Below are 20,145 nucleotides of genomic sequence, written 5' to 3'. Positions count from 1 at the left end.
TAAATATTCGTAATTAATTCGCGATGTTTGCATTTATTCGTGAAAAATTAGGGTGAATCTATGGAACTAATTGTTGCTCTTGATGTTGATAATATTTCTCAGGCAGAAAAAATTGTTGACCTTTTGAAAAGTGACGTAAAGATATTCAAGGTGGGTTCACGGCTTTTTACTTCTGAAGGTCCAAAAATAATAGACATGATAAACAACAGGGGTTGTAAAGTGTTTCTTGATTTAAAATATTATGATATACCCAGTGTTATTTCCGATGCAGTAAGAATCGCAGGTGAAAGAAAAGTTTTTTCTCTGACGGTACACACTTCCGGCGGCAGCGATATGCTTAAGGCGGTTTCACAGATAAAAAACAGACCGCTTGTGTGGGGAGTAACAGTTCTTACAAGTTTTGATGAAAATAATTTAAAGGGAATTGGAATAAACAAGACAGTTGGCGAACAAGTAAAAGATTTAGCCAAATTGGCAAAAGAGACCGGACTTGATGGTGTTGTATGTTCACCGCAAGAAATAGACATAGTTAAAAAAATCGGCGGACTTCAGATTATCGTACCCGGTATCCGGACAGAAAAAGATGAAAAAGGCGACCAGAAAAGAACACTGACCCCAAAGGAAGCAAAAGAAAAAGGAGCCGATTATATCGTAGTCGGCAGGCCTGTAATAAAATCAGGTAACCCGTTATCGTCGGCAAAAGAAATATTAAAGGAAATAGCATGAATCTATTAAAACTGTTTAAAGAGAAAGAGGCGTTGTTGGAAGGGCATTTTTTATTGACAAGCGGTCTGCATTCTGATAAATATATGCAGTGTGCAAAAATATTGCAATATCCTGAAATTACGAAAAAAATTGCAAAGGAACTGGTAAAAAAAATTAAAACTGAAAAAGTTGATGTTGTCGTAAGTCCTGCAATCGGTGGTATTGTTATAGGGCAGGAGCTTGCTAGGCAATTGAAATGTCGTGCAATTTTTTGTGAAAGGGAAAATGGCGTAATGACTTTAAGGCGGGGATTTGACATAAAAGGTGGAGAAAAGTGCGTAATTGTCGAAGATGTTATAACAACCGGCGGGTCTACAAATGAAGTGAGTAAACTTGTTGAATCTTTATGCGGTGAAGTTATAGGTAAAGCGTGTGTTGTTGACAGGTCTGGTCTGGAAGATTTTGCAATATCAGTAATGAAGATAAAAATAGAGACTTATAAACCCGAAGATTGCCCGTTATGTAAAAAAAATATACCCGTAGTAAAACCTGGCAGCAGGAATATGAAATAATTAATAAAATATAGTTTTAACAAATGAGTCATGGGAGGATTTGGGGTTAGAAATTAGATAGTTAGAGAATTAGAATATATGATAGAAATTAAGAAATATATGGAAATTGGTAGAAATAAAATAAATTACAACAAATTACTATAAGTTTCAATAAATTTCACGAAGTAAATTTCTATATTTTTAATCTCTATTTATTTTTACATAACACATGTCACATTGCACATTACACAATTTTTAAGGGAGAAATAAAACAATGATAACTTACAAAAAATCAGGGGTGGATGTTGATAAGGCGAATAGTCTGGTGGATTGGATAAAAAAACTTAATCCGACAATCGGCGGGTTTTCAGGACTTTTCCCGGTTGACAACAATAAGTTTATATCGGCTTCTTGTGATGGTGTTGGGACCAAGCTTAAAATTGCGCAAATAATTAAAAAGCATGATACGGTCGGAATAGATCTTGTTGCTATGAATGTTAATGATGTTTTATGCTGCGGTGCAAAACCGTTATTTTTCCTGGATTATTTTGCCTGTGGAAAATTAGATTTAAATATAGCGAAACAGGTGATTAAAGGAATAAAAGAAGGTTGTGACCAGGCACAATGTGTATTATTGGGTGGAGAAACAGCGGAGATGCCGGGTTTTTATAAGGGTGATGATTATGATTTGGCAGGTTTTACTGTCGGGAGTGTTGATAAAAAAGATGTTATTGACGGCTCTAAAATAAAAGAAGGTGATTTAGTTATCGGTATTCCATCATCGGGGCTTCATTCAAACGGTTTTTCACTGGTTAGGAAAGTTTTTTCAGAAAAAGAATTAAAAAAATACGGCAAAGTACTTATAACTCCAACAAAAATATATGTTCGTGAAGTTTTAAATGTTTTGAGAAAGTATCAATCGTCAGTTTTGGGAATTTGCCATATTACCGGTGGCGGGTTTTATGATAATATAGTAAGAGTTTTGCCTGACAATTGCAAAGTAGTAATTAATAAGAATACTTGGGATGTCCCGGAAATATTCAGGATTATACAGAAAAAAGGCAAAATATCAGATTATGAAATTTACAGAACACTTAATATGGGAATCGGAATGATAATGGTAGTTAAGAGCAGTAAAAGTACAGAAATACGGAAGTTGCTAAAAAATTCAACTATTATCGGCGAAATAGTAAAAGGTCCCAAAGCTGTTGAAGTTCTCTAATTTCAAAGTTTTAAACTTTAATGTTATGAATATTGAACATCAGAACACCAGAACATCAGAACATGTTTGTCGTATAGGTGTTCTTATTTCCGGAAGTGGTTCAAACTTGCAGGCAATAATGGATGCTTGTAAGAGTGGAGATATTAATGCTGAAGTAGTAATTGTTATAAGCAATAAAAAAGATGCTTTTGGGTTAGAGCGGGCAAAAAGAGAAAACATAGAATCGGTTTTCATAGACCCCAAAAGTTGCGATTTTAATAAAGAAGCGATTAAATATCTAAAAAAACAAAAAGTTAATTTAATATGTCTTGCCGGATTTCTTTTAAAACTTTCAGAAGAATTTGTAAAAAAATATCACGGTAAAATTTTAAACATTCATCCGGCGTTACTTCCAAAATATGGCGGACCGGGTATGTATGGTATAAATGTTCATAAAGCAGTTATAAAAGCAAAAGAAAAAGTTTCAGGTTGTACTGTACACTTCGTAGATGAAGAATATGACCGTGGAGAAATAATATTACAGAGAAAGGTTGAAGTTCTTAGTAGCGATACACCGGAAACTTTACAAAAAAGAGTACTTGAACAAGAACACACAGCATATCCCGAAGCATTAAAAATTATTATAACACGAATGAAGATAAACGAATAACAGCAAAAAACATCACGAATATGCTACGAATACAAACAAGGTTTTATTAGTGATAATTCGTGATAAAATTCGTAATGTATTATTCGTGTAAGGAGTGTAACGATAAATGATTGAACGTTATTCTTTGCCGGAAATGTCTAAGATATGGACTGATGAAAGCAGGTTCCAGAAAATGCTTGATGTGGAGATTGCGGCATGCGAAGCGCTTAATAAATACGGTGAAATTCCGGCATCTGCATTGAAAAAGATAAAAAGCAAAGCAAAATTTAATGTTAAGCGGATAAAGCAAATTGAAAATACTGTAAAACATGATGTGATTGCATTCTTGACTTCAATTGCTGAAAGTGTCGGTAAAGAATCTGTTTATATCCACAAGGGGCTTACTTCTTCCGATGTTTTGGATACAGCACTTGCATTGCAGCTGAAAGATGCTTCTGATATTTTAATTGATGATTTGATAAAATTCTCAAAAACAATAAAAAAGCAAGCTGCAAAATATCAGGATGTGCTGATGGTCGGAAGAACACATGGCATTCACGCTGAACCGATAACATTTGGATTTAAGCTTGCAGGCTGGTACACTGAAATATTAAGAGATATTGAACGGCTCAAAACAGCAAAAGAAAATATATCATTCGGCAAAATATCAGGAGCAGTTGGTACATATGCACATTTATCGCCGAAAATAGAAGAGTATGTTATGATACAGATTAAATTGTATCCGGAACCTGTTTCAACTCAAATAGTACCAAGAGACAGGCACGCGCAGTTTCTTTCAACGCTCGCAGTAATTGCGGCGTCTCTTGAAAGATTTGCTACTGAAATACGAAGTTTGCAGAGAACAGAAATTGCAGAATTAGAAGAGCCGTTTACTAAAGGACAAAAAGGTTCTTCAGCAATGCCGCATAAAAGAAATCCTGTTATTTGTGAGCAAATGTGCGGTTTATCGCGGGTTATTAGAGCGAATGCGCTGGTATCATTGGAAAATATAGCACTGTGGAATGAACGGGATATTTCACATTCTTCTACGGAAAGAATTATTATACCGGATTCCACAATATTGCTTGACTACATGCTGAATAAAATGAACTATGTTATAGGAAACCTCAATGTTAATGTTGAAAACATGAAAGAAAATCTTTTGAGTAACAGCGCTATTTTTTCACAACGATTATTGTTGGCAGTAGTTAATAAAGGATTCGCAAGAGAAAAAATTTATCCCATTATCCAGGAACTTAGTAGAAACGGATTCAAGGATAAGAAACCGCTAAAAGAATATTTGACAGATGCTGAAATAGAAAAATGTTTTGATGTCAGATATTATGTAAGGAACGTAAAAACAGCTTTGAAAAAGTTAGGTATATAGTTAAAGTTTTATTTAGAAGCTGTTACGGAACACATGAGACGTCATTGAGAGCCCTGAAAGGGCATGGCAATCTCTGTGTAAAAATAATTAGATTACTTCACCTTCGGTTCGCAATGACACCAACAACAGCCTGGATTTGACTGGAACAACATTTAGATATATCGGGGAGAAACGAATGCCAACACTTGTTATTATTGGATTACAATGGGGAGATGAAGGGAAAGGAAAGGTTGTACATCATTTAAGTGAAAAGGCAGATTATATTGTCAGATACCAGGGAGGAAACAACGCAGGGCACACCGTTGTTTTTGACGGCAAAGAATTTGTTTTGCATTTAATTCCGTCCGGGATACTGCAAAGTAACAAGAAATGTATAATCGGTAACGGGGTTGTTGTTGATCCGGAATCACTTATAGAAGAAATTAATTTTTTACAGAAACGAGATATTAAAGTAAAAGGCCGTCTCTTCATTTCATCTACATGCCACACAATTTTAGCTTATCATAAAATTTTAGATGGTATAAGAGAAAAAGTTCAAAATATAGGTACAACTAAGAAAGGTATAGGTCCCGCGTATTCGGATAAATATGCCAGGACCGGTATAAGGATGTGTGATTATCTTGATGATGAAATGTTTAACGAACTGCTTGAAAAAAACCTGAAAGAAAAACAAGCCATTCTTGAAAGCACGTGTAATGTATCAGATCTCAAAAAAGAAATTCTAAGCAAACGTGCTTTATTAGTTAACGAAGTAAGAGAATATGTTGTTGATACGTCTTATCTTATAAATGATTTAGTTAAGAAAAATAAAAACGTAATATTTGAAAGTGCCCAGGGTACGCTATTGGATGTTGATTTTGGTACATATCCTTATGTTACTTCTTCTAATCCTATTGCCGGTGGGGTTTGTGCCGGTTGTGGTATAGGTCCTACAAAAATTGATAAGGTTTTGGGTATTGTAAAAGCATATACAACAAGGGTCGGCGAGGGTCCTTTACCTACAGAACTAAAAGATGACGTGGGTGAACATATGCGGAGTAAAGGAAAAGAATTTGGTGCTACAACCGGCAGACCAAGAAGATGCGGCTGGCTTGACATCGTTGCATTGAAATATGCATTAAGAATAAACGGATGCGGTTCTATGGTGCTTACAAAACTTGATGTATTGGATGATTTTGAAAAAATAAAGGTATGTATAGCGTATAAGCATAACGGGAAAACATTTAAAGAATTTCCTTTATCAAAGAAAGTCATTGAAAATTGCAGTCCTGTATATATTGAGTTGCCCGGTTGGCAACAGAGCATAAAAGGAATCAATAAATTTAAAAATCTGCCAAAGAATGCCCAAAAATACGTTAAAAAAATTGAGGAACTCGTAAAAGTTAAGTTTTCGATGATATCCAACGGCAGAGATAAAAAAGAAACCATAGTAATTGACAAAAAAATAGTATAAATAGCAAGACAATATCCACCTTAAGTATTAGTAGTGTTCAATTGTAATAATGCAGTCCAACCCAACTATCCTAGAAAAAACTTGACAAAAACTAATTGATTTGGTAAAATTACAAAAATATAAAGCTATGTCTTGCTGGGATAGCTCAGTTGGTAGAGCACTTCCTTGGTAAGGAAGAGGTCACGGGTTCAAATCCCGTTCCCAGCTTAATAGGAGTTAAAGATGAGAGAAATAATAATTCTTGCTTGTCCGAAATGTAAAAACAAAAATTACACATCCAGGAAAAACAAGAAAACGACAACTGAAAAAATAGAAATGAAAAAGTACTGTAAGTTTTGCAAAGCACATACATTACACAAAGAAACAAAATAAGAGATTTTAGAAGTTGTTGAGGTGTGGCAGTTACTAATTCGCTAATCACTAATCTCTAATCTCTGTCTTACAAATGGGGGAATCCGTTAATTGGCAAACGACCGGTCTCCAAAACCGGGACTGGGGGTTCAAGTCCCTCTTCCCCCGGATAAAAAGGTGTTTATATGGTTCAAAAAATTATTCAGTTTCTGAAAGAAGCAGTTGAAGAATTAAAAAAAGTTACTTGGCTTGGCAGAAAAGAAGTTGTTGCTTCTACCATTGTTATTTCAGTTCTTGTAGTAGCAGTTGCTATTTTCATAGGATTGATTGACTTTTTACTTTCTATAGTGATTAAATGGCTGCTTGGCTAAAAAATAACTAAAAGTATTAACTTTTATACTATTTGGTAATTAATAAAAGGAGTGTAGTGATTATGGCGTTAAACTGGTATGTGATACATACAATGACAAATTATGAAGAGAAAGTTAAGAATGAACTGGAAAAACAAATAGCTAATTTAAATCTTAACAATATGTTCGGGCAGATGTTAATACCGACAGAGGAAGTCGTTGAAGTTAAAAAAAATAAAAAAATAACAAAAAAAAGAAAATATTATCCCGGTTATGTTTTTATCCAGATGGAAATAAATAATGAAACATACTGGATTGTCAGGAATACTACCGGTGTTAGCGGTTTCTTGGGTGGTTTAAAACCGACAGCCCTCCCGGAGGACGAGGTTAAAAATGTGATTAATCTTGTAGAAGCACCACCCCCGTTAAAACCGAAACCGGCAATTATTTTTGAAAAAGAAGAATCTGTTAGAATAATAGAAGGACCTTTCGCTAATTTTATCGGTATTATTGAAGAAGTAAATGAAGAAAAAGGAAAACTGAAAGTTATGGTTTCCATATTTGGTCGTTCAACACCTGTAGAATTGGATTTCTTGCAGGTAGAAAAATTATAGAGGAGTTATTATGGCTAAAAAAGTTAAAACACAAATCAAGCTTCAAATTCCTGCCGGTGCAGCTAATCCTGCTCCTCCGGTCGGACCAGCATTAGGACAGCATGGCGTTAATATAATGGATTTTTGCAAACAATTCAATGAAAAAACAAAAACAGCTGAGCCGGGAATGTTAGTGCCAGTAATAATTACTGTTTTTGATGACAGGTCATTTACGTTTATAACGAAAGTTCCGCCGGTTTCTGCGCTTTTGAAGAAAGCTTGTAATATTGCTAAAGCGTCCGGTGACCAGAAAGTGAAAATAGCAAAAATTACCAAGAAGCAGGTTGAGGAAATTGCAAAGCAGAAAATGCCGGATTTAAACGCATCCACTGTTGAGGCAGCAGTAAAATTAGTAGAAGGTACAGCAAAATCAATGGGGATAGAAGTAATTTAAATACGAGTTTAGGAGGAGATAGTAAAATGTTAGACATAGCTAAAATCAAAAGTGCAAAGACGCTCCGTTGTTCATCGTGGGATAAAAGCGGTAGAAATAATGATGCTTGGACTATTAAACCGGGAGAAACACGTGTTTTAGCTGACATCAAAGGAACTGGTTGCATAACACATATTTGGATGACCCAGCGGGATGGTTACCGTGACGTGCTTATCAAAATCTATTGGGATGGTGAAAAGAATCCGAGTGTTTTGTGCCCTTTGGGGGATTTTTTCGGGCTTGGTAACGAAATTGTAAATTCTTATCAATCTTTACTGTTTACTGCTTCAACTAGACGTAATAATAAGTTTAATCATGGCTGTGCATTGAATTGTTATTGCCCTATGCCGTTTAATAAATCTGCAAGAATTGAACTGGTTAACGAAGGTAAAAAAGAACACGGACAATACTTCTATGTTGATTATGAGTTATATGATAAACCGCATAGTGAAGATATAGCGTATTTTCATGCACAGTTCAAGCGAAAAAATCCCTGTGACGGTTGGGGACATGAAATTAGCGTAAATACACCCCAAGCCAATATTGTCAACAAGGAACGTTTAGCTTGGGAAAATAATTATGTTATTCTTGAAGCTAAAGGTACCGGGCATTATATCGGTTGTAATATCTCTGTTGCTAATTTTCAGGGAACATGGTGGGGTGAAGGTGATGATATGATTTGGGTTGACGGTTACAAATGGCCGCCGGACCTGCACGGAACCGGAAGTGAAGATTATTTTAACCAGGCGTGGGGTATGCAATCTAATGCATTTCTTAGAAATGGCAGTTCAGTTTTTGAAGAAACAATGCTTAAATCTCCGGATAAAGGTAGTTATTATCAAACATCATATGTTTTTCATATAGAAAATCCTGTCAGATTTAAGAAGGAAATAAAAGTAACGATAGAGCATGGCCACGGAAACCATCTTTCTAACGAATGGTCTTCTGTCGCTTATTGGTATCAGAAGGAGCCACACTTAAAGTTTGATATACTTCCAGCTGTAAAACGTAAACCCGTTAAATTGACGATTGACGGCGGATGGATTACTGATAAAGCATCTTTGACATCACCGTCACCGATAAAACTTAATGATGAAATGAAAAAAATGAAAGCGTTATGGAAGAAAAAACATAAATAGCGAATGTAATCTAAAATAGCGGTTAAAGTAAAGGAGATGTTATGTCAAAGCGTATGAAAGAAAGTGAAAAACTCGTAGACAGAGCAAAATTGTATTCTCTGGCAGAAGCAGTAAAAATTCTCAGGCAATTTGCAAAACCGAAATTTGATGAAACAGTTGAAATTGCAGTTCGTCTTGGTATTGACGCAAAGCAAACTGACCAGACGGTAAGGGGAACAGTTTCGCTGCCTCATGGTACCGGTAAAACCAAGAAAGTTGTTGTTATTGCAAAAGGTGAAAAAGTAAAAGAAGCAGAAACAGCCGGCGCAGATTTTTTTGGAAGTGAGGATATGATTGAAAAAATATCAAAAGGTTGGATGGATTTTGATGCCATTGTTGCAACTCCTGATATTATGAAAGAACTTAGTAAACTGGGTAAAATCTTGGGTCCTCGCGGTCTTATGCCAAACCCGAAGATAGGAACAGTAACTTTTGATATTGCAAAAACAGTTAAAGAAATCAAGGCAGGACGTGTAGAGTTTAAAAATGACGTGCAAGGTATTGTGCATTCGGTTGTAGGTAAATTATCTTTTGATGAAAATAAAATTGTTGAAAATGCAAGAGCAGTAATTTCAACAGTAATAGCGTTAAAACCTGCCACGTCTAAAGGACAATATATAAAAAGTATTGCAATTTCTTCTACTATGGGTCCCGGAATAAAAGTAACACTTGAAGGTAATTAGTTAAGTGATAAAATAATTGTTTTTTAATTATTTAACCGTTCAACTAATATATAACGATGGCAAAAATAGGTTTTAGTTACATTATTTCGCTTTTTATTTTTTCTTTGATATTTTTTGTTTCAAGAGGAATTTTTAGTTATTTTAGTTATATTTTAAGTGCAATATTCTTCGTTTTAGCCCTTTTCTGTTTTTATTTCTTTAGAGACCCCGTTAGAAATATTAAATTTGACGAAAATAATATTTTATCGCCTGCTGATGGTACCGTTTTTGAAATTTCCAATGTTGAAGAACCGTTATTTATAAAAGGCAAAGCGAAAATTGTAAAAATATTTCTTTCAGTTTTCAATGTTCATTTACAAAGAACTCCGGTCTCCGGTGATATAAAATTTATACATAAACAGTATGGCGAATACTTACCTGCAAACCATATAGAAGCCTCGGTAAAAAACCGGCAAAATGTGGTTGGTATTGAAGGAAAAACCAAAATATTGATAAGACAAATCGCCGGAATAGTTGCCAGAAAATGTGACTTATGGGTTAAGTTAAATCAACCTGTCAAGCAAGGCGATAAAATCGGAATTATACATTTTGGAAGCCAGGTGGATATTTATTTTCCGGAAAACGTTTCAGTGAATGTTTCTATAGGTGATAAAGTCGTTGGCGGTATAACTGTAATAGGGCAAATTAAAAAATGAAAAGAGGAATTTATCTTTTACCCAGCTTGTTTACGATACTAAATATAGTTGCAGGTTTTTTTTCGCTACATTATTCCATTTCATTAAATTTTTCAGCTGCTGCATGGGCTATTTTTATTGCAATTATAATGGATATAACAGATGGCAGGGTTGCCCGTGTTATGCACGCGGAGAGTTCTTTCGGCATGGAACTTGATTCTCTTGCTGATTTTTTATCTTTTGGCGTAGCACCTGCATTTCTTATGTATCAGATACATCTTAAAGACATGGGAAAAATCGGTTTGGCGATTTCAGCATTTTTTATAATTACTTCTGCACTTCGTCTTGCGCGATTTAATTCAATAGCGCATCAGACTAAAGAAATATCTACACATTTCGAAGGACTTCCGACAACTGCTGCCGGCGGTATTATCGCTTCGTTTGTTCTTTCGTATGAGCTTTTTAAACCTTTTGCAGAAGGGCAGGAACTTACTGCAAAAACTATTCCACTTATCATGAAAAGAATGCCGATGTTTTTCAAAACAATGCCGTTTTTAATGGTGCTCATATCCATTTTTCTTATATCGAAAATAAGGTATTCCAATTTTAAGAAAATAAATTTTTCACATCCGCATTCGTTTCAGCTGCTGGTTCTTTTAATAGTTTCTATCATTTTAATATTTATATACCCTCAAAATGCTATTTTTTTAATATATATTTTATATTTTTTATCAGGAATTGTTGAATATATAACACGGATATTTCGTTTACGCAAGAAAAAAGAAACAATTACACACCCCTCAACTCTTTCTTCTCCCCACAGGGGAGAAGATGAAAGATGAGGGGATATTATAACATTTTTAGCGGACAGATGTAGTTAACTTTATGGAAAAAATAATTATTTTTGACACTACTTTAAGAGATGGAGAACAATCACCGGGTGCTTCCCTGAATACCAAACAGAAGTTAGAAATCGCACAACAACTTTCTGTACTTGGTGTTGATGTTATAGAGGCAGGTTTCCCAATTGCATCTGACGGTGATTTTGAAGCGGTATCACTGGTTGCTAAAAAAGTTAAAGGTCCTGTAATTTGTGGTCTTGCCAGAGCATTGAAAAAGGACATAGATGTTTGTTTTGATGCAGTTAAACATGCGAATAGAAACCGGATACATACATTTTTAGCAGTTAGCCCGATTCATATGAAATATAAGTTAAAAATGGCGCCGGAAGAAGTTTTTCAAAGAGCAGTCGAATCGGTAAAATATGCCAGAAATAAAACTTCTGATGTTGAGTTTTCTCCGGAAGATGCAGCGAGAAGCGATTTTGATTTTTTATGCAGGGTAGTTGAAGCGGTCATAGATGTAGGTGCCACTACGGTCAATATTCCTGATACTGTAGGTTATTCTATGCCGTCTGAATTCGGGGAAATAATATCAAAGCTTTTTTCAAAAGTTCCTAATATCCACAAAGCAGTTATTTCTGTTCATTGTCATAATGATTTAGGGCTTGCCACTGCCAATTCAATTTCTGCTGTAATAAATGGCGCCAGACAAATCGAATGTACCATAAATGGTCTTGGTGAACGTGCCGGCAATGCATCTCTTGAAGAATCGGTAATGTGTCTTCACACTAGAAAGAAACTTTTTAATTTTGAAACAAATATAAAAACAACGGAGATATCAAAAACGTCAAAATTAGTTTCATCATTAACCGGCATGATGATTCAGCCTAACAAGGCAATTGTCGGCATTAATGCTTTCGCGCATGAAGCGGGAATTCACCAGCACGGTGTTCTTGCAAAAGCCGAAACATATGAAATTATGACACCGCAATCAATAGGTCTTAAAGCGTCAAATTTTGTTTTAGGGAAACATTCCGGCAGGCATGCATTTGAAAAAAAGATAAAGGAATTAGGTTTCAAGCTCGAATTAAAAGAGTTTGAAAAAGCGTTTTCTGATTTTAAAACACTTGCCGATAAAAAGAAAAGCGTTTATGATGAAGATATTGAAGCTATTATTGAAAACGGGTTAGCTGAAGAATCGCCAATTTATGAATTGTCCGATGTTTTCATATCCTCCGGTACTAATGTAAAGCCAACTGCTAAAATTAAATTAAAAAAAGATAAAAAAATATTTTCAGCTGAATCATCAGGTGATGGTCCGGTTGATTCTTCGTATAAAGCGATAGAGAAAATTATAGGACTTAAATTCAAACTTATTGATTATTCATTGAAATCTGTAAGCATCGGCAAAGATGCAGTTGGTGAAGCAATAGTGAAAGTCGAGCATAAAGGAAAAGTTTATATGGGTCGCGGTACATCTACCGATGTTATAGAAGCATCTGTAAAAGCATATCTTTCAGCAATAAATAGAATTTTAAGGCAAAAATAAGAATAAATAATCTTGTTAGGGGTTTTCTATATTGATATTGTTGAAAAAGTCTAATAGTGTCACCCCGAACTTGTTTCGGGGTCTTGGTTTTAGTAAGTGAATGAGATGCTGAAACAAGTTCAGCATGACAAATGTTTGATTTTTCAACAATCTCATAGTATAGAAAAACTCAGTACTTATAAAATCCTTACTTAATATGTTAAATTGTGGAGGGTTTTTTTATTGTGTTTTTTACTGTTTTTTGTATAATATATCATTATGTTACCTGATAAAAATGGTTATTTTGGTCAATTTGGCGGAAGATTTGTTCCGGAGACATTAATGTCTGCTATTTTTGAACTTGAAGATTTTTATAAGAAAGCAAAAATTGATAAAAGTTTCAAAAAAGAACTAAATTACTATTTAAAAAATTATGCCGGCAGGCCTACACCTCTGTATTTTGCCGAAAGACTTTCCAAAAAACTAGGACTAAAGGTTTATCTTAAAAGAGAAGATTTGTGTCATACAGGTTCGCACAAAATAAACAATGCACTGGGGCAGGCATTACTTGCCAAAAGAATAGGTAAAAATAGAATTATCGCTGAAACAGGAGCCGGGCAGCATGGGGTAGCAACAGCGACAGTTTGCGCTCTTTTCGGTATTAAATGTGTTGTTTATATGGGTAGCGAAGACATTAAAAGACAGGCACTAAACGTTTTTAGAATGAAAATGTTGGGAGCAGAAGTTGTGCCTGTTAATTCCGGCTCAAAAACTCTTAAAGATGCAATAAACGAAGCACTACGGGATTGGGTAACAAATATAAAAACAACTCATTATATTATAGGTTCTTGCGTTGGACCGCACCCTTATCCGATGATAGTGAGGGATTTCCAGTCAGTTATAGGAAAAGAAGCAAAAAGACAGATTTTAGAAGTTGAAAAACATCTTCCGGATTACCTGCTTGCTTGTGTCGGTGGTGGGTCAAATTCAATTGGACTATTTTATCCTTTTTATAAACACAAATCTGTAAAATTTATTGGTGTTGAAGCAGGTGGTTTAGGATTGTTTTCAGGAAAACATTCAGCGTCACTTGAAAGAGGTAAAACCGGAATTTTACATGGCACTAAAAGTATTATACTGCAAAATAAAGACGGGCAGATTTCACAAACACATTCCATCTCTGCAGGATTGGATTATCCAGGCGTTGGTCCGGAACATTCTTTTTATAAACAAACAGGCAGGGCGGAATATGTATCAGTTACGGATAATGAGGCGTTAAATGGTTTTAAGTTACTTTCAGAGACCGAAGGAATTATTCCTGCATTAGAATCTTCACATGCGATAGCATATCTACCAAGACTTTCAAAAAAGGCAAAAAATAAAGTAGTAATAGTGTGTCTTTCAGGCAGAGGCGATAAGGATTTAGATATAGTATTTAGTAATATGCATAAATGAAATTGTTAAAAAGGTTAACAATTTCGGATTAGATTGATGACAGCACTGCTGTCATTGCGAGAGCCAATTTATTGGCTCGTGGCAATCTTATGAGATTGCTTCGTCATTTCATTCCTCGCAATGACATTTCCGTGTAATTAAGACTTACCGAAAAATGACAAGAATAGAAAATTTATTGAAAAAATTAAAAAAACAAAATAAAAAAGCGTTGTCTATCTTTTTAACAGCGGGTTATCCAAATATAAAGACAACCGAAAAACTTATTGGACGAATAGAAAAATATGTTGACTTAATTGAGTTAGGAGTCCCGTTTTCGGACCCAATTGCTGACGGACCCACAATTCAATATTCATCGCAGGAAGCGTTAAAAAAAAATATAAATATTAGTAATATTTTTTCAATAGTAAAAAATATCAGAAAAACAACAAAAGTGCCCATCGTAATTATGGGGTATTTAAATCCAATATATAATTTTGGTTTAAAAAAGTTTTTCAGCGAAGCAAAAAAAACCGGTGTTGATGGGATAATAATCCCTGATTTATCGTATGAAGAAAGCCGGCAGATAAGGGATTTATCAAAAATCAGTAAAATTGCATATATCCCGCTAGTGGCGCTTACAACCGGTAAAGAAAGAGCGATAAGAATCGCAAAATCATCAACAGGTTTTGTTTACGTTACTGCAGTAACAGGTGTAACCGGAGCAAGAAATAAAATATCCGGTGAGTTGATACCTTTTTTAAAGAAACTTCGAACAAAAACAACGAAGTCGCTTTTAGTGGGTTTCGGGATATCCAATTCGGGACACATAGAAAATCTGAGGAAATACTGTGACGGGTTTATAGTCGGTAGCGCTATAATAGATTTAATACGCAGGAAAAAGTCAGTAGAGAAATTTGTAAAACGTTTAAGTTTTAATACAGAAAAATGAAAAGCAGAATATGGTTTTAACAGGGAGGTAATTATGCCGGTAGAAGAACCGAATGGTAAAATATCAGTTCCTGACGGTCTGTGGAGAAAATGCGATAGTTGCCAGAGCATAATTTACAACAAAGAACTGCTGGAAAATTTTTATATTTGTCCCAAATGTAACTATTATTTCCATCTTTCAGCAAGACAGCGGATAGACCAGCTTTTAGATAAAGACAGTTTTAAGGAAATGTATGAAAATTTAGAAACAACCGATCCTCTTGCCTTTAAAAGTACCCAAAAATACTTATCAAAGATAAGACATGCAAAAACCAAGACCAAACTTTCCGAAGCGGTTGTTACGGGAACCGGGAAAATTAATGGAAGAGAAACTGTCGCATGTATTATGGATTTTAGCTTTATGGGCGGCAGTATGGGGAGTGTTGTAGGTGAGAGAATTGCGAGAGCAGCAGAACTGGCAATTGATAAAAAAACTCCTTTTATAATTTTATCTTCTTCAGGCGGGGCAAGAATGCAGGAAGGTATGTTCTCGCTGATGCAGATGGCAAAAACATCTGCTGCACTTGCAAAACTGTCAAATGCGGGACTACTATTTATATCTATCTTGACACATCCTGTAACCGGAGGCGTTTCTGCATCATTTGCAATGTTAGGTGATGTAATTGTTGCCGAACCGAAGGCACTCATTGGTTTTGCCGGTCCCCGTGTAATAGAACAAACAATTAAGCAGAAACTCCCTGAAGGATTTCAGCTTTCAGAGTTTTTGCTTGAGCACGGTCAAATTGATATGATTGTTGAAAGAAAGGAATTGAAAAATACAATTTCGAAAATCATAGAGTTGTTAAATTAGCCTCCGTTTAACCTGCCATTATGTTCATGTATAGGAATTTCAATGTTTAGCAGAGCTAACGCTCTGCGGCTACAATATAAATTGTAGTCGCCCGCCAACGGTTCAGTGGCGGGCTTAGTTTGATAGTATTGTAAGTGGTGTAAAAAATGAATTACTGTAATGCAGTTAAATTTGTAAATAATTTAGATGAATTCAGGTATGAATTTGGATTACAGCGTATTAAAGGATTTTTAGATTTTATAGGTAATCCTCAGGATAAAATAAAAATTATTCATGTTGCGGGTACTAATGGCAAAGGTTCTGTATGTGCTTACATTTCAACAATTTTACAGAAAGCAGGATATAAGGTCGGACTTTACACGTCCCCACATCTATTAGATATCAGAGAACGGATTCAGGTAAATCGTAATAAAATCATCGAAGATGATTTTGCAAAATTTACTTCGGAGTATTCAATCATAGATAACCGGTATTCACTTACCTATTTTGAATTTCTTACAGCAATGGCTTTTTGGTATTTTGTAAAAATGAAAGTTGATTTTGCAGTAGTAGAAGTCGGGCTTGGAGGAAGATTAGATGCAACCAATGTTTTAAAAACTCCTTTAATTTCCATAATCACAAATATATCTCTAGAACATACTCAATATCTTGGGAATACCTTGGGAAATATTGCAGGAGAAAAAGCAGGGATTATAAAGGAAAAAGGAATTGTTATAACAAGTGCATCGGGCGAAGCCCTTAGAGTAATAAGGAAAATTGCAAAAACAAAGCATGCAAATATTTTAAAAGTGCAAAAAAATAGAAATTATAAAATATCGCTTTTTGGAAAACACCAGGAACAGAATGCTAACTTGGCAATAACCGCTTGCAGGTTTTTGAATATTCCTGAAAGATACATTGTTGATGGTTTGAAAAAAACTGTTTGGCCCGGGAGATTTGAGATAAGGCAGGTAAAAATTAAACAAAAGGAAATTAAAGTTATTTTAGACGGGGCACATAATCCGTCCGGGATTTCAATGCTTCATAATTCAATCAGGGAATATTTTGGCAGAAAAATAAATTTTGTGTTTGGGGTTCTAAAAGATAAAAACTATCAAGAAATGGTTGGAAAAATATCACCCGATGTTAAAAAAGTTTTTGTTATTGCTCCCAAAAGTATCCGTGCCTTAAATACCCGGATTTTAAAAAACGAGTTTTTGAAATATATTTCAAAAGAAAATGTTTTTGTTTGTGACGGTATAAAGCAGGCGATCGGATTTGCAAAAAAAGAATCGGAAGATTTTTGTATAGCCGGCTCAATATATACGGTTTCAGAGGGGATGAAATGTCCGGGAATTTAGTCGGTATAGATATAGGCGGCACAAAAATATTGATTATTTTAAGTGATATAAATGGGCATATAAAAAAACAGGTTGAGATTCCCACGACATCAGAATATCCGGGAGCTATACTTGGAAGAATAGTTTTAGAATTGAAGACTTTTGGTAAGATTGATTCAATAGGTATTGGAATTGCCGGGGATATCGATAGTAAAAACGGGATTCTCAGGTTTTCTCCGAATCTTCTTAAATGGAAAAATGTCCGGTTAAAAAAGTATTTTGAAAGTAAAATGAAAGTTCCAACCATAGTAGAGAATGATGCTAATTGTGCGGCTTATGGTTCTTATGTTCTGGACGGCGAAAGAAAATATAAGAATCTAATTACAATAACACTTGGCACGGGTATAGGCGGTGGAATAATTATAGACGGCAAACTATACAGGGGTTCAACAGGTACTGCCGGTGAAGTAGGGCACATAACAATAAATCCGGACGGTCCAAAATGCAACTGCGGTAATAACGGATGTTTAGAGACTTATATCGGTAAAAAAGGAATAATGAACATTGCTAAAAAGGTTGGATTCCATAAAAAAAATCTTACCCCGGCAATAATAGCTGATGAGGCAAGAAAAGGTAATAAAAAAGCGAAAAGTATATTTAATAAAGTGTCGGAATATCTTGCAGCCGGTGTGGGTAGCCTGGTAAATATTTTTAATCCTGATATGATTACTTTTTCCGGCGGAATTTCTAATAATTGGGATTTAATAGAAAAGATTCTGAAGAGAGATTTAAAAAAACGCACATTTAAGACACCGCTTGAACATGTAAAAATAATAAAATCAAGCAACAATAAAAACCTGGGAGCAATCGGTGCCGCATTTCTGTCAAAAGAAAGATAGTTTATTGTATAGTAATACGAAAATTCATGAGATTGCTTCACCTTCGGTTCGCAATGACAAAGAGAATATAGTTATTGCGAGGAGCCCCGCTGTAAGCGGGACGACGAAGCAATCTAACTTGTCTAGTAATAGGTTGTGAATAGGGTTCCGCTAGTCAATAAGTGTTCATCAAAATGAAAAATAAATTTTATAGATTTTTCTTATTTCTTATTTCTTATTTCTTGCTTCTTGCTTCTTTCCATTATGCTGAGCAGGAAATTAACATTACTTCTGAAAATATTGAATATGATAGAATAAATAAGAAGGCAATCTATTCGGATAATGTAAGATTAAAGGTAGGTGATACATCTCTAATTTGTAAATCAGCAGAAGTGAATATTGATAAGCGCGAGCTTTTTCTTGAAAAAGTATTTTTTACAACGTGTGATGCTGAAAACCCCCATTACAGGTATTATGCAAATAAAGTCCATGTAATTATAAATCAAAAAATGACTGCATTAAATGTTGTTTTTTATCTGGACGATGTTCCTTCCGGAGAACTTCCTTATTATTACAAATCACTAAAAGAAAAAAAACTAAGGGTTGAATTTAAACACGGTTATAGCCAGCGTGATAATTATTTTTCAAAAGGATTTATAGGTTATCCAATTTCAAATGCGGTATATGGTAAACTTTATCTTGATTATTTTACCTACAAGGGCTGGGGAACCGGAACAGAGTTTAATTATAGAGTTCCCGGTAAAGTTGAGGGTTCTGTTTATGGTTATCACATAAAAGAACAAGATACCCTTCTGGAAAGATGGAATGCACGAATTTATCATTGGCAGGATTTATCGCATAACTGGACTGCACGGATAAATTCAAATATGGCAAGTGATCAGTCATTTAACAATTTTTACACTAAGGATTGGATAAGGATTTACGGGGATCTGAATTCCTCGGTTGCATTTACGAGAAATACAAACCAGTCAAGTACTAATATTTTATTTTCACGATTGGATGTTTTTAGCTTAAAAGAAAATAAATATATTCTTACCGGTATGTCAGTTCCTTCATTGTCTTATGCTCTTAGGCAGACAAAGATAAAAAACTTGCCGCTTTATTACGGGTTTGGGGCAAATTTACTAAGGGCATGGTCAAGAGTACCGGATTATTATCTAACTACAGGAGATTCCAATTTTGATTTAACAAGTCCGTTGCGGATTACTAGAAGCGTCACGCTTACGCCTTCCGCCGGTTATGTTGTATACTGGCAGGACAGAAAAACCAAACTTGATTTAAAAGATACTTTTAGAAATGTTTATAGAACTGATGTGAATTTAAGTATTCGTTCGTTTTATTTTCTTAATCACGAGTTTGGTCATCATTTTGAACAGGAACTTTACAAAAAGAAGGATGAATACAAAGGTGTCCTTGTTAATAAATTGAGGACAACCCAATCTATATATTTAGATAATATGACGATACGGTTATGGACAGGGCTCGATATCCGTCAAAGACCATATGAAAGAATTAAATATTTCGTTAATCGGTGGGATGGTGTTACTTCCGAACTGGATTACAGCCCGTATAAATTTTGGAATATTTATTACAAAAATGATTATAATGTTTTATATGAAAAACCTAATTCAGTGCAGTTTAGTTCAAATATAAAATTCAGGGAAAAAGATAATATATATTTAAGGAATGATGTTTCTTACAACCGTGCTACCCCGGATAGCCTGACATTTTTAGGCGAGATGGGCATTAGACCCACAAGGAATTGGCAGTTTGCTTATAAAATGCAGACAACTTTTAAAAATGATATTTACAATGTCCAGTATTATGAAAGAGCGATTAATATTTACAGAGACCTTCACTGTTGGGAGATAGATTTTTCGTACGTGGACAGGGCACCGCTGGTACCTACAATTAGTAGATCAAATAATTATGAATTTTGGTTTAATATAAGAATAAAACCATCTTCCAGGGAGAAGAAAAATGAACAATATGAAGACGAAATTGAGAGAAAATGGTATCCATGGCGTTAAAAAATGAAAACCTCTTGACTTTATTTG

21 protein-coding genes and 2 tRNA genes are annotated in these 20,145 nt (G+C 34.9%); all 23 read left to right on the top strand.

Going from position 1 to position 20,145, the window contains the following annotated elements:
* The first annotated feature begins 60 nt into the window (after positions 1 to 60).
* The 23 genes from pyrF to PHE88_05040 all read left to right on the top strand — a co-directional run bounded on the left by pyrF (position 61) and on the right by PHE88_05040 (position 20,118).
* Positions 61 to 726 (top strand): orotidine-5'-phosphate decarboxylase, encoded by a 666-nt coding sequence (gene pyrF / locus PHE88_05150; protein MDD5687202.1) that lies wholly within the window; start codon positions 61 to 63, stop codon positions 724 to 726.
* Entirely contained in the window at positions 723 to 1,277 is a 555-nt protein-coding gene (gene pyrE / locus PHE88_05145) for an orotate phosphoribosyltransferase (protein ID MDD5687201.1), read from the top strand. The genes pyrF and pyrE overlap by 4 nt, the downstream gene beginning before the upstream one ends.
* Before the next feature lie 253 nt (positions 1,278 to 1,530).
* On the top strand, positions 1,531 to 2,478 hold the full coding sequence (gene purM / locus PHE88_05140) for a phosphoribosylformylglycinamidine cyclo-ligase (GenBank protein ID MDD5687200.1): 948 nt from the start codon (positions 1,531 to 1,533) through the stop codon (positions 2,476 to 2,478).
* Positions 2,479 to 2,503: 25 nt separating this feature from the next.
* Positions 2,504 to 3,127, top strand: a complete 624-nt coding sequence (gene purN / locus PHE88_05135) for a phosphoribosylglycinamide formyltransferase (protein MDD5687199.1) — start codon at positions 2,504 to 2,506, stop codon at positions 3,125 to 3,127.
* 106 nt (positions 3,128 to 3,233) lie between these two features.
* Positions 3,234 to 4,493 (top strand): adenylosuccinate lyase, encoded by a 1,260-nt coding sequence (gene purB / locus PHE88_05130; GenBank protein MDD5687198.1) that lies wholly within the window; start codon positions 3,234 to 3,236, stop codon positions 4,491 to 4,493.
* 175 nt (positions 4,494 to 4,668) lie between these two features.
* Positions 4,669 to 5,946: an adenylosuccinate synthase gene (locus PHE88_05125; GenBank protein MDD5687197.1), complete on the top strand. Its 1,278-nt coding sequence runs from the start codon at positions 4,669 to 4,671 to the stop codon at positions 5,944 to 5,946.
* 134 nt (positions 5,947 to 6,080) lie between these two features.
* A tRNA-Thr gene (locus tag PHE88_05120) sits at positions 6,081 to 6,153 on the top strand.
* A gap of 15 nt (positions 6,154 to 6,168) precedes the next feature.
* Entirely contained in the window at positions 6,169 to 6,318 is a 150-nt protein-coding gene (rpmG, locus tag PHE88_05115) for a 50S ribosomal protein L33 (protein ID MDD5687196.1), read from the top strand.
* Positions 6,319 to 6,393: 75 nt separating this feature from the next.
* Positions 6,394 to 6,465: transfer RNA gene (locus PHE88_05110), tRNA-Trp, on the top strand.
* 17 nt (positions 6,466 to 6,482) lie between these two features.
* Positions 6,483 to 6,668, top strand: coding sequence for a preprotein translocase subunit SecE (secE, locus tag PHE88_05105; protein ID MDD5687195.1), 186 nt, complete (start codon positions 6,483 to 6,485; stop codon positions 6,666 to 6,668).
* Between the two features lie 62 nt (positions 6,669 to 6,730).
* On the top strand, positions 6,731 to 7,261 hold the full coding sequence (gene nusG, locus PHE88_05100; protein MDD5687194.1) for a transcription termination/antitermination protein NusG: 531 nt from the start codon (positions 6,731 to 6,733) through the stop codon (positions 7,259 to 7,261).
* A gap of 10 nt (positions 7,262 to 7,271) precedes the next feature.
* Complete coding sequence (gene rplK, locus PHE88_05095) at positions 7,272 to 7,694, top strand: 50S ribosomal protein L11 (GenBank protein ID MDD5687193.1); 423 nt, start codon at positions 7,272 to 7,274, stop codon at positions 7,692 to 7,694.
* A gap of 26 nt (positions 7,695 to 7,720) precedes the next feature.
* Positions 7,721 to 8,872, top strand: coding sequence for a DUF2961 domain-containing protein (locus PHE88_05090; protein ID MDD5687192.1), 1,152 nt, complete (start codon positions 7,721 to 7,723; stop codon positions 8,870 to 8,872).
* A gap of 41 nt (positions 8,873 to 8,913) precedes the next feature.
* Positions 8,914 to 9,594, top strand: coding sequence for a 50S ribosomal protein L1 (gene rplA, locus PHE88_05085; GenBank protein MDD5687191.1), 681 nt, complete (start codon positions 8,914 to 8,916; stop codon positions 9,592 to 9,594).
* Positions 9,595 to 9,650: 56 nt separating this feature from the next.
* On the top strand, positions 9,651 to 10,289 hold the full coding sequence (locus tag PHE88_05080; protein ID MDD5687190.1) for a phosphatidylserine decarboxylase: 639 nt from the start codon (positions 9,651 to 9,653) through the stop codon (positions 10,287 to 10,289).
* A complete protein-coding gene (gene pssA / locus PHE88_05075) occupies positions 10,286 to 11,110 on the top strand; it encodes a CDP-diacylglycerol--serine O-phosphatidyltransferase (GenBank protein ID MDD5687189.1) in 825 nt (274 codons plus the stop codon). Before PHE88_05080 ends, pssA begins: the two co-directional genes overlap by 4 nt.
* A gap of 43 nt (positions 11,111 to 11,153) precedes the next feature.
* Positions 11,154 to 12,659 carry a 2-isopropylmalate synthase gene (locus PHE88_05070; GenBank protein ID MDD5687188.1) on the top strand — a complete coding sequence of 502 codons (1,506 nt, stop codon included), beginning with the start codon at positions 11,154 to 11,156 and terminating at the stop codon, positions 12,657 to 12,659.
* A 252-nt stretch (positions 12,660 to 12,911) separates the two neighbouring features.
* Positions 12,912 to 14,093, top strand: a complete 1,182-nt coding sequence (trpB, locus tag PHE88_05065) for a tryptophan synthase subunit beta (GenBank protein MDD5687187.1) — start codon at positions 12,912 to 12,914, stop codon at positions 14,091 to 14,093.
* Between the two features lie 154 nt (positions 14,094 to 14,247).
* Positions 14,248 to 15,021 carry a tryptophan synthase subunit alpha gene (gene trpA / locus PHE88_05060; GenBank protein MDD5687186.1) on the top strand — a complete coding sequence of 258 codons (774 nt, stop codon included), beginning with the start codon at positions 14,248 to 14,250 and terminating at the stop codon, positions 15,019 to 15,021.
* 33 nt (positions 15,022 to 15,054) lie between these two features.
* A complete protein-coding gene (gene accD / locus PHE88_05055; protein MDD5687185.1) occupies positions 15,055 to 15,870 on the top strand; it encodes an acetyl-CoA carboxylase, carboxyltransferase subunit beta in 816 nt (271 codons plus the stop codon).
* Between the two features lie 146 nt (positions 15,871 to 16,016).
* Positions 16,017 to 17,210 carry a bifunctional folylpolyglutamate synthase/dihydrofolate synthase gene (locus tag PHE88_05050; protein ID MDD5687184.1) on the top strand — a complete coding sequence of 398 codons (1,194 nt, stop codon included), beginning with the start codon at positions 16,017 to 16,019 and terminating at the stop codon, positions 17,208 to 17,210.
* Positions 17,195 to 18,088 carry an ROK family protein gene (locus PHE88_05045; protein ID MDD5687183.1) on the top strand — a complete coding sequence of 298 codons (894 nt, stop codon included), beginning with the start codon at positions 17,195 to 17,197 and terminating at the stop codon, positions 18,086 to 18,088. The genes PHE88_05050 and PHE88_05045 overlap by 16 nt, the downstream gene beginning before the upstream one ends.
* A gap of 173 nt (positions 18,089 to 18,261) precedes the next feature.
* The gene (locus tag PHE88_05040; GenBank protein MDD5687182.1) at positions 18,262 to 20,118 is read left to right on the top strand and encodes a hypothetical protein; all 1,857 of its coding nucleotides are present in this window, start codon (positions 18,262 to 18,264) and stop codon (positions 20,116 to 20,118) included.
* Positions 20,119 to 20,145 lie beyond the last annotated feature (27 nt).

The organism is Elusimicrobiota bacterium (assembly GCA_028718185.1).
Taxonomy (GTDB): Bacteria; Elusimicrobiota; UBA8919; order UBA8919; family UBA8919; genus JAQUMH01.
The sequence above is the reverse complement of the archived record's forward strand: the minus strand, read 5'-3'. Positions and strand labels throughout refer to the sequence as shown.

What these genes read in the sequence shown, in the direction of transcription:
- pyrF (MDD5687202.1), top strand. Translation starts at nt 61, where the DNA reads ATGGAACTAATTGTTGCTCTTGATGTTGATAATATTTCTCAGGCAGAA.
- pyrE (MDD5687201.1), top strand. Translation starts at nt 723, where the DNA reads ATGAATCTATTAAAACTGTTTAAAGAGAAAGAGGCGTTGTTGGAAGGG.
- purM (MDD5687200.1), top strand. Translation starts at nt 1,531, where the DNA reads ATGATAACTTACAAAAAATCAGGGGTGGATGTTGATAAGGCGAATAGT.
- purN (MDD5687199.1), top strand. Translation starts at nt 2,504, where the DNA reads ATGAATATTGAACATCAGAACACCAGAACATCAGAACATGTTTGTCGT.
- purB (MDD5687198.1), top strand. Translation starts at nt 3,234, where the DNA reads ATGATTGAACGTTATTCTTTGCCGGAAATGTCTAAGATATGGACTGAT.
- PHE88_05125 (MDD5687197.1), top strand. Translation starts at nt 4,669, where the DNA reads ATGCCAACACTTGTTATTATTGGATTACAATGGGGAGATGAAGGGAAA.
- rpmG (MDD5687196.1), top strand. Translation starts at nt 6,169, where the DNA reads ATGAGAGAAATAATAATTCTTGCTTGTCCGAAATGTAAAAACAAAAAT.
- secE (MDD5687195.1), top strand. Translation starts at nt 6,483, where the DNA reads ATGGTTCAAAAAATTATTCAGTTTCTGAAAGAAGCAGTTGAAGAATTA.
- nusG (MDD5687194.1), top strand. Translation starts at nt 6,731, where the DNA reads ATGGCGTTAAACTGGTATGTGATACATACAATGACAAATTATGAAGAG.
- rplK (MDD5687193.1), top strand. Translation starts at nt 7,272, where the DNA reads ATGGCTAAAAAAGTTAAAACACAAATCAAGCTTCAAATTCCTGCCGGT.
- PHE88_05090 (MDD5687192.1), top strand. Translation starts at nt 7,721, where the DNA reads ATGTTAGACATAGCTAAAATCAAAAGTGCAAAGACGCTCCGTTGTTCA.
- rplA (MDD5687191.1), top strand. Translation starts at nt 8,914, where the DNA reads ATGTCAAAGCGTATGAAAGAAAGTGAAAAACTCGTAGACAGAGCAAAA.
- PHE88_05080 (MDD5687190.1), top strand. Translation starts at nt 9,651, where the DNA reads ATGGCAAAAATAGGTTTTAGTTACATTATTTCGCTTTTTATTTTTTCT.
- pssA (MDD5687189.1), top strand. Translation starts at nt 10,286, where the DNA reads ATGAAAAGAGGAATTTATCTTTTACCCAGCTTGTTTACGATACTAAAT.
- PHE88_05070 (MDD5687188.1), top strand. Translation starts at nt 11,154, where the DNA reads ATGGAAAAAATAATTATTTTTGACACTACTTTAAGAGATGGAGAACAA.
- trpA (MDD5687186.1), top strand. Translation starts at nt 14,248, where the DNA reads ATGACAAGAATAGAAAATTTATTGAAAAAATTAAAAAAACAAAATAAA.
- accD (MDD5687185.1), top strand. Translation starts at nt 15,055, where the DNA reads ATGCCGGTAGAAGAACCGAATGGTAAAATATCAGTTCCTGACGGTCTG.
- PHE88_05050 (MDD5687184.1), top strand. Translation starts at nt 16,017, where the DNA reads ATGAATTACTGTAATGCAGTTAAATTTGTAAATAATTTAGATGAATTC.
- PHE88_05045 (MDD5687183.1), top strand. Translation starts at nt 17,195, where the DNA reads ATGTCCGGGAATTTAGTCGGTATAGATATAGGCGGCACAAAAATATTG.
- PHE88_05040 (MDD5687182.1), top strand. Translation starts at nt 18,262, where the DNA reads ATGAAAAATAAATTTTATAGATTTTTCTTATTTCTTATTTCTTATTTC.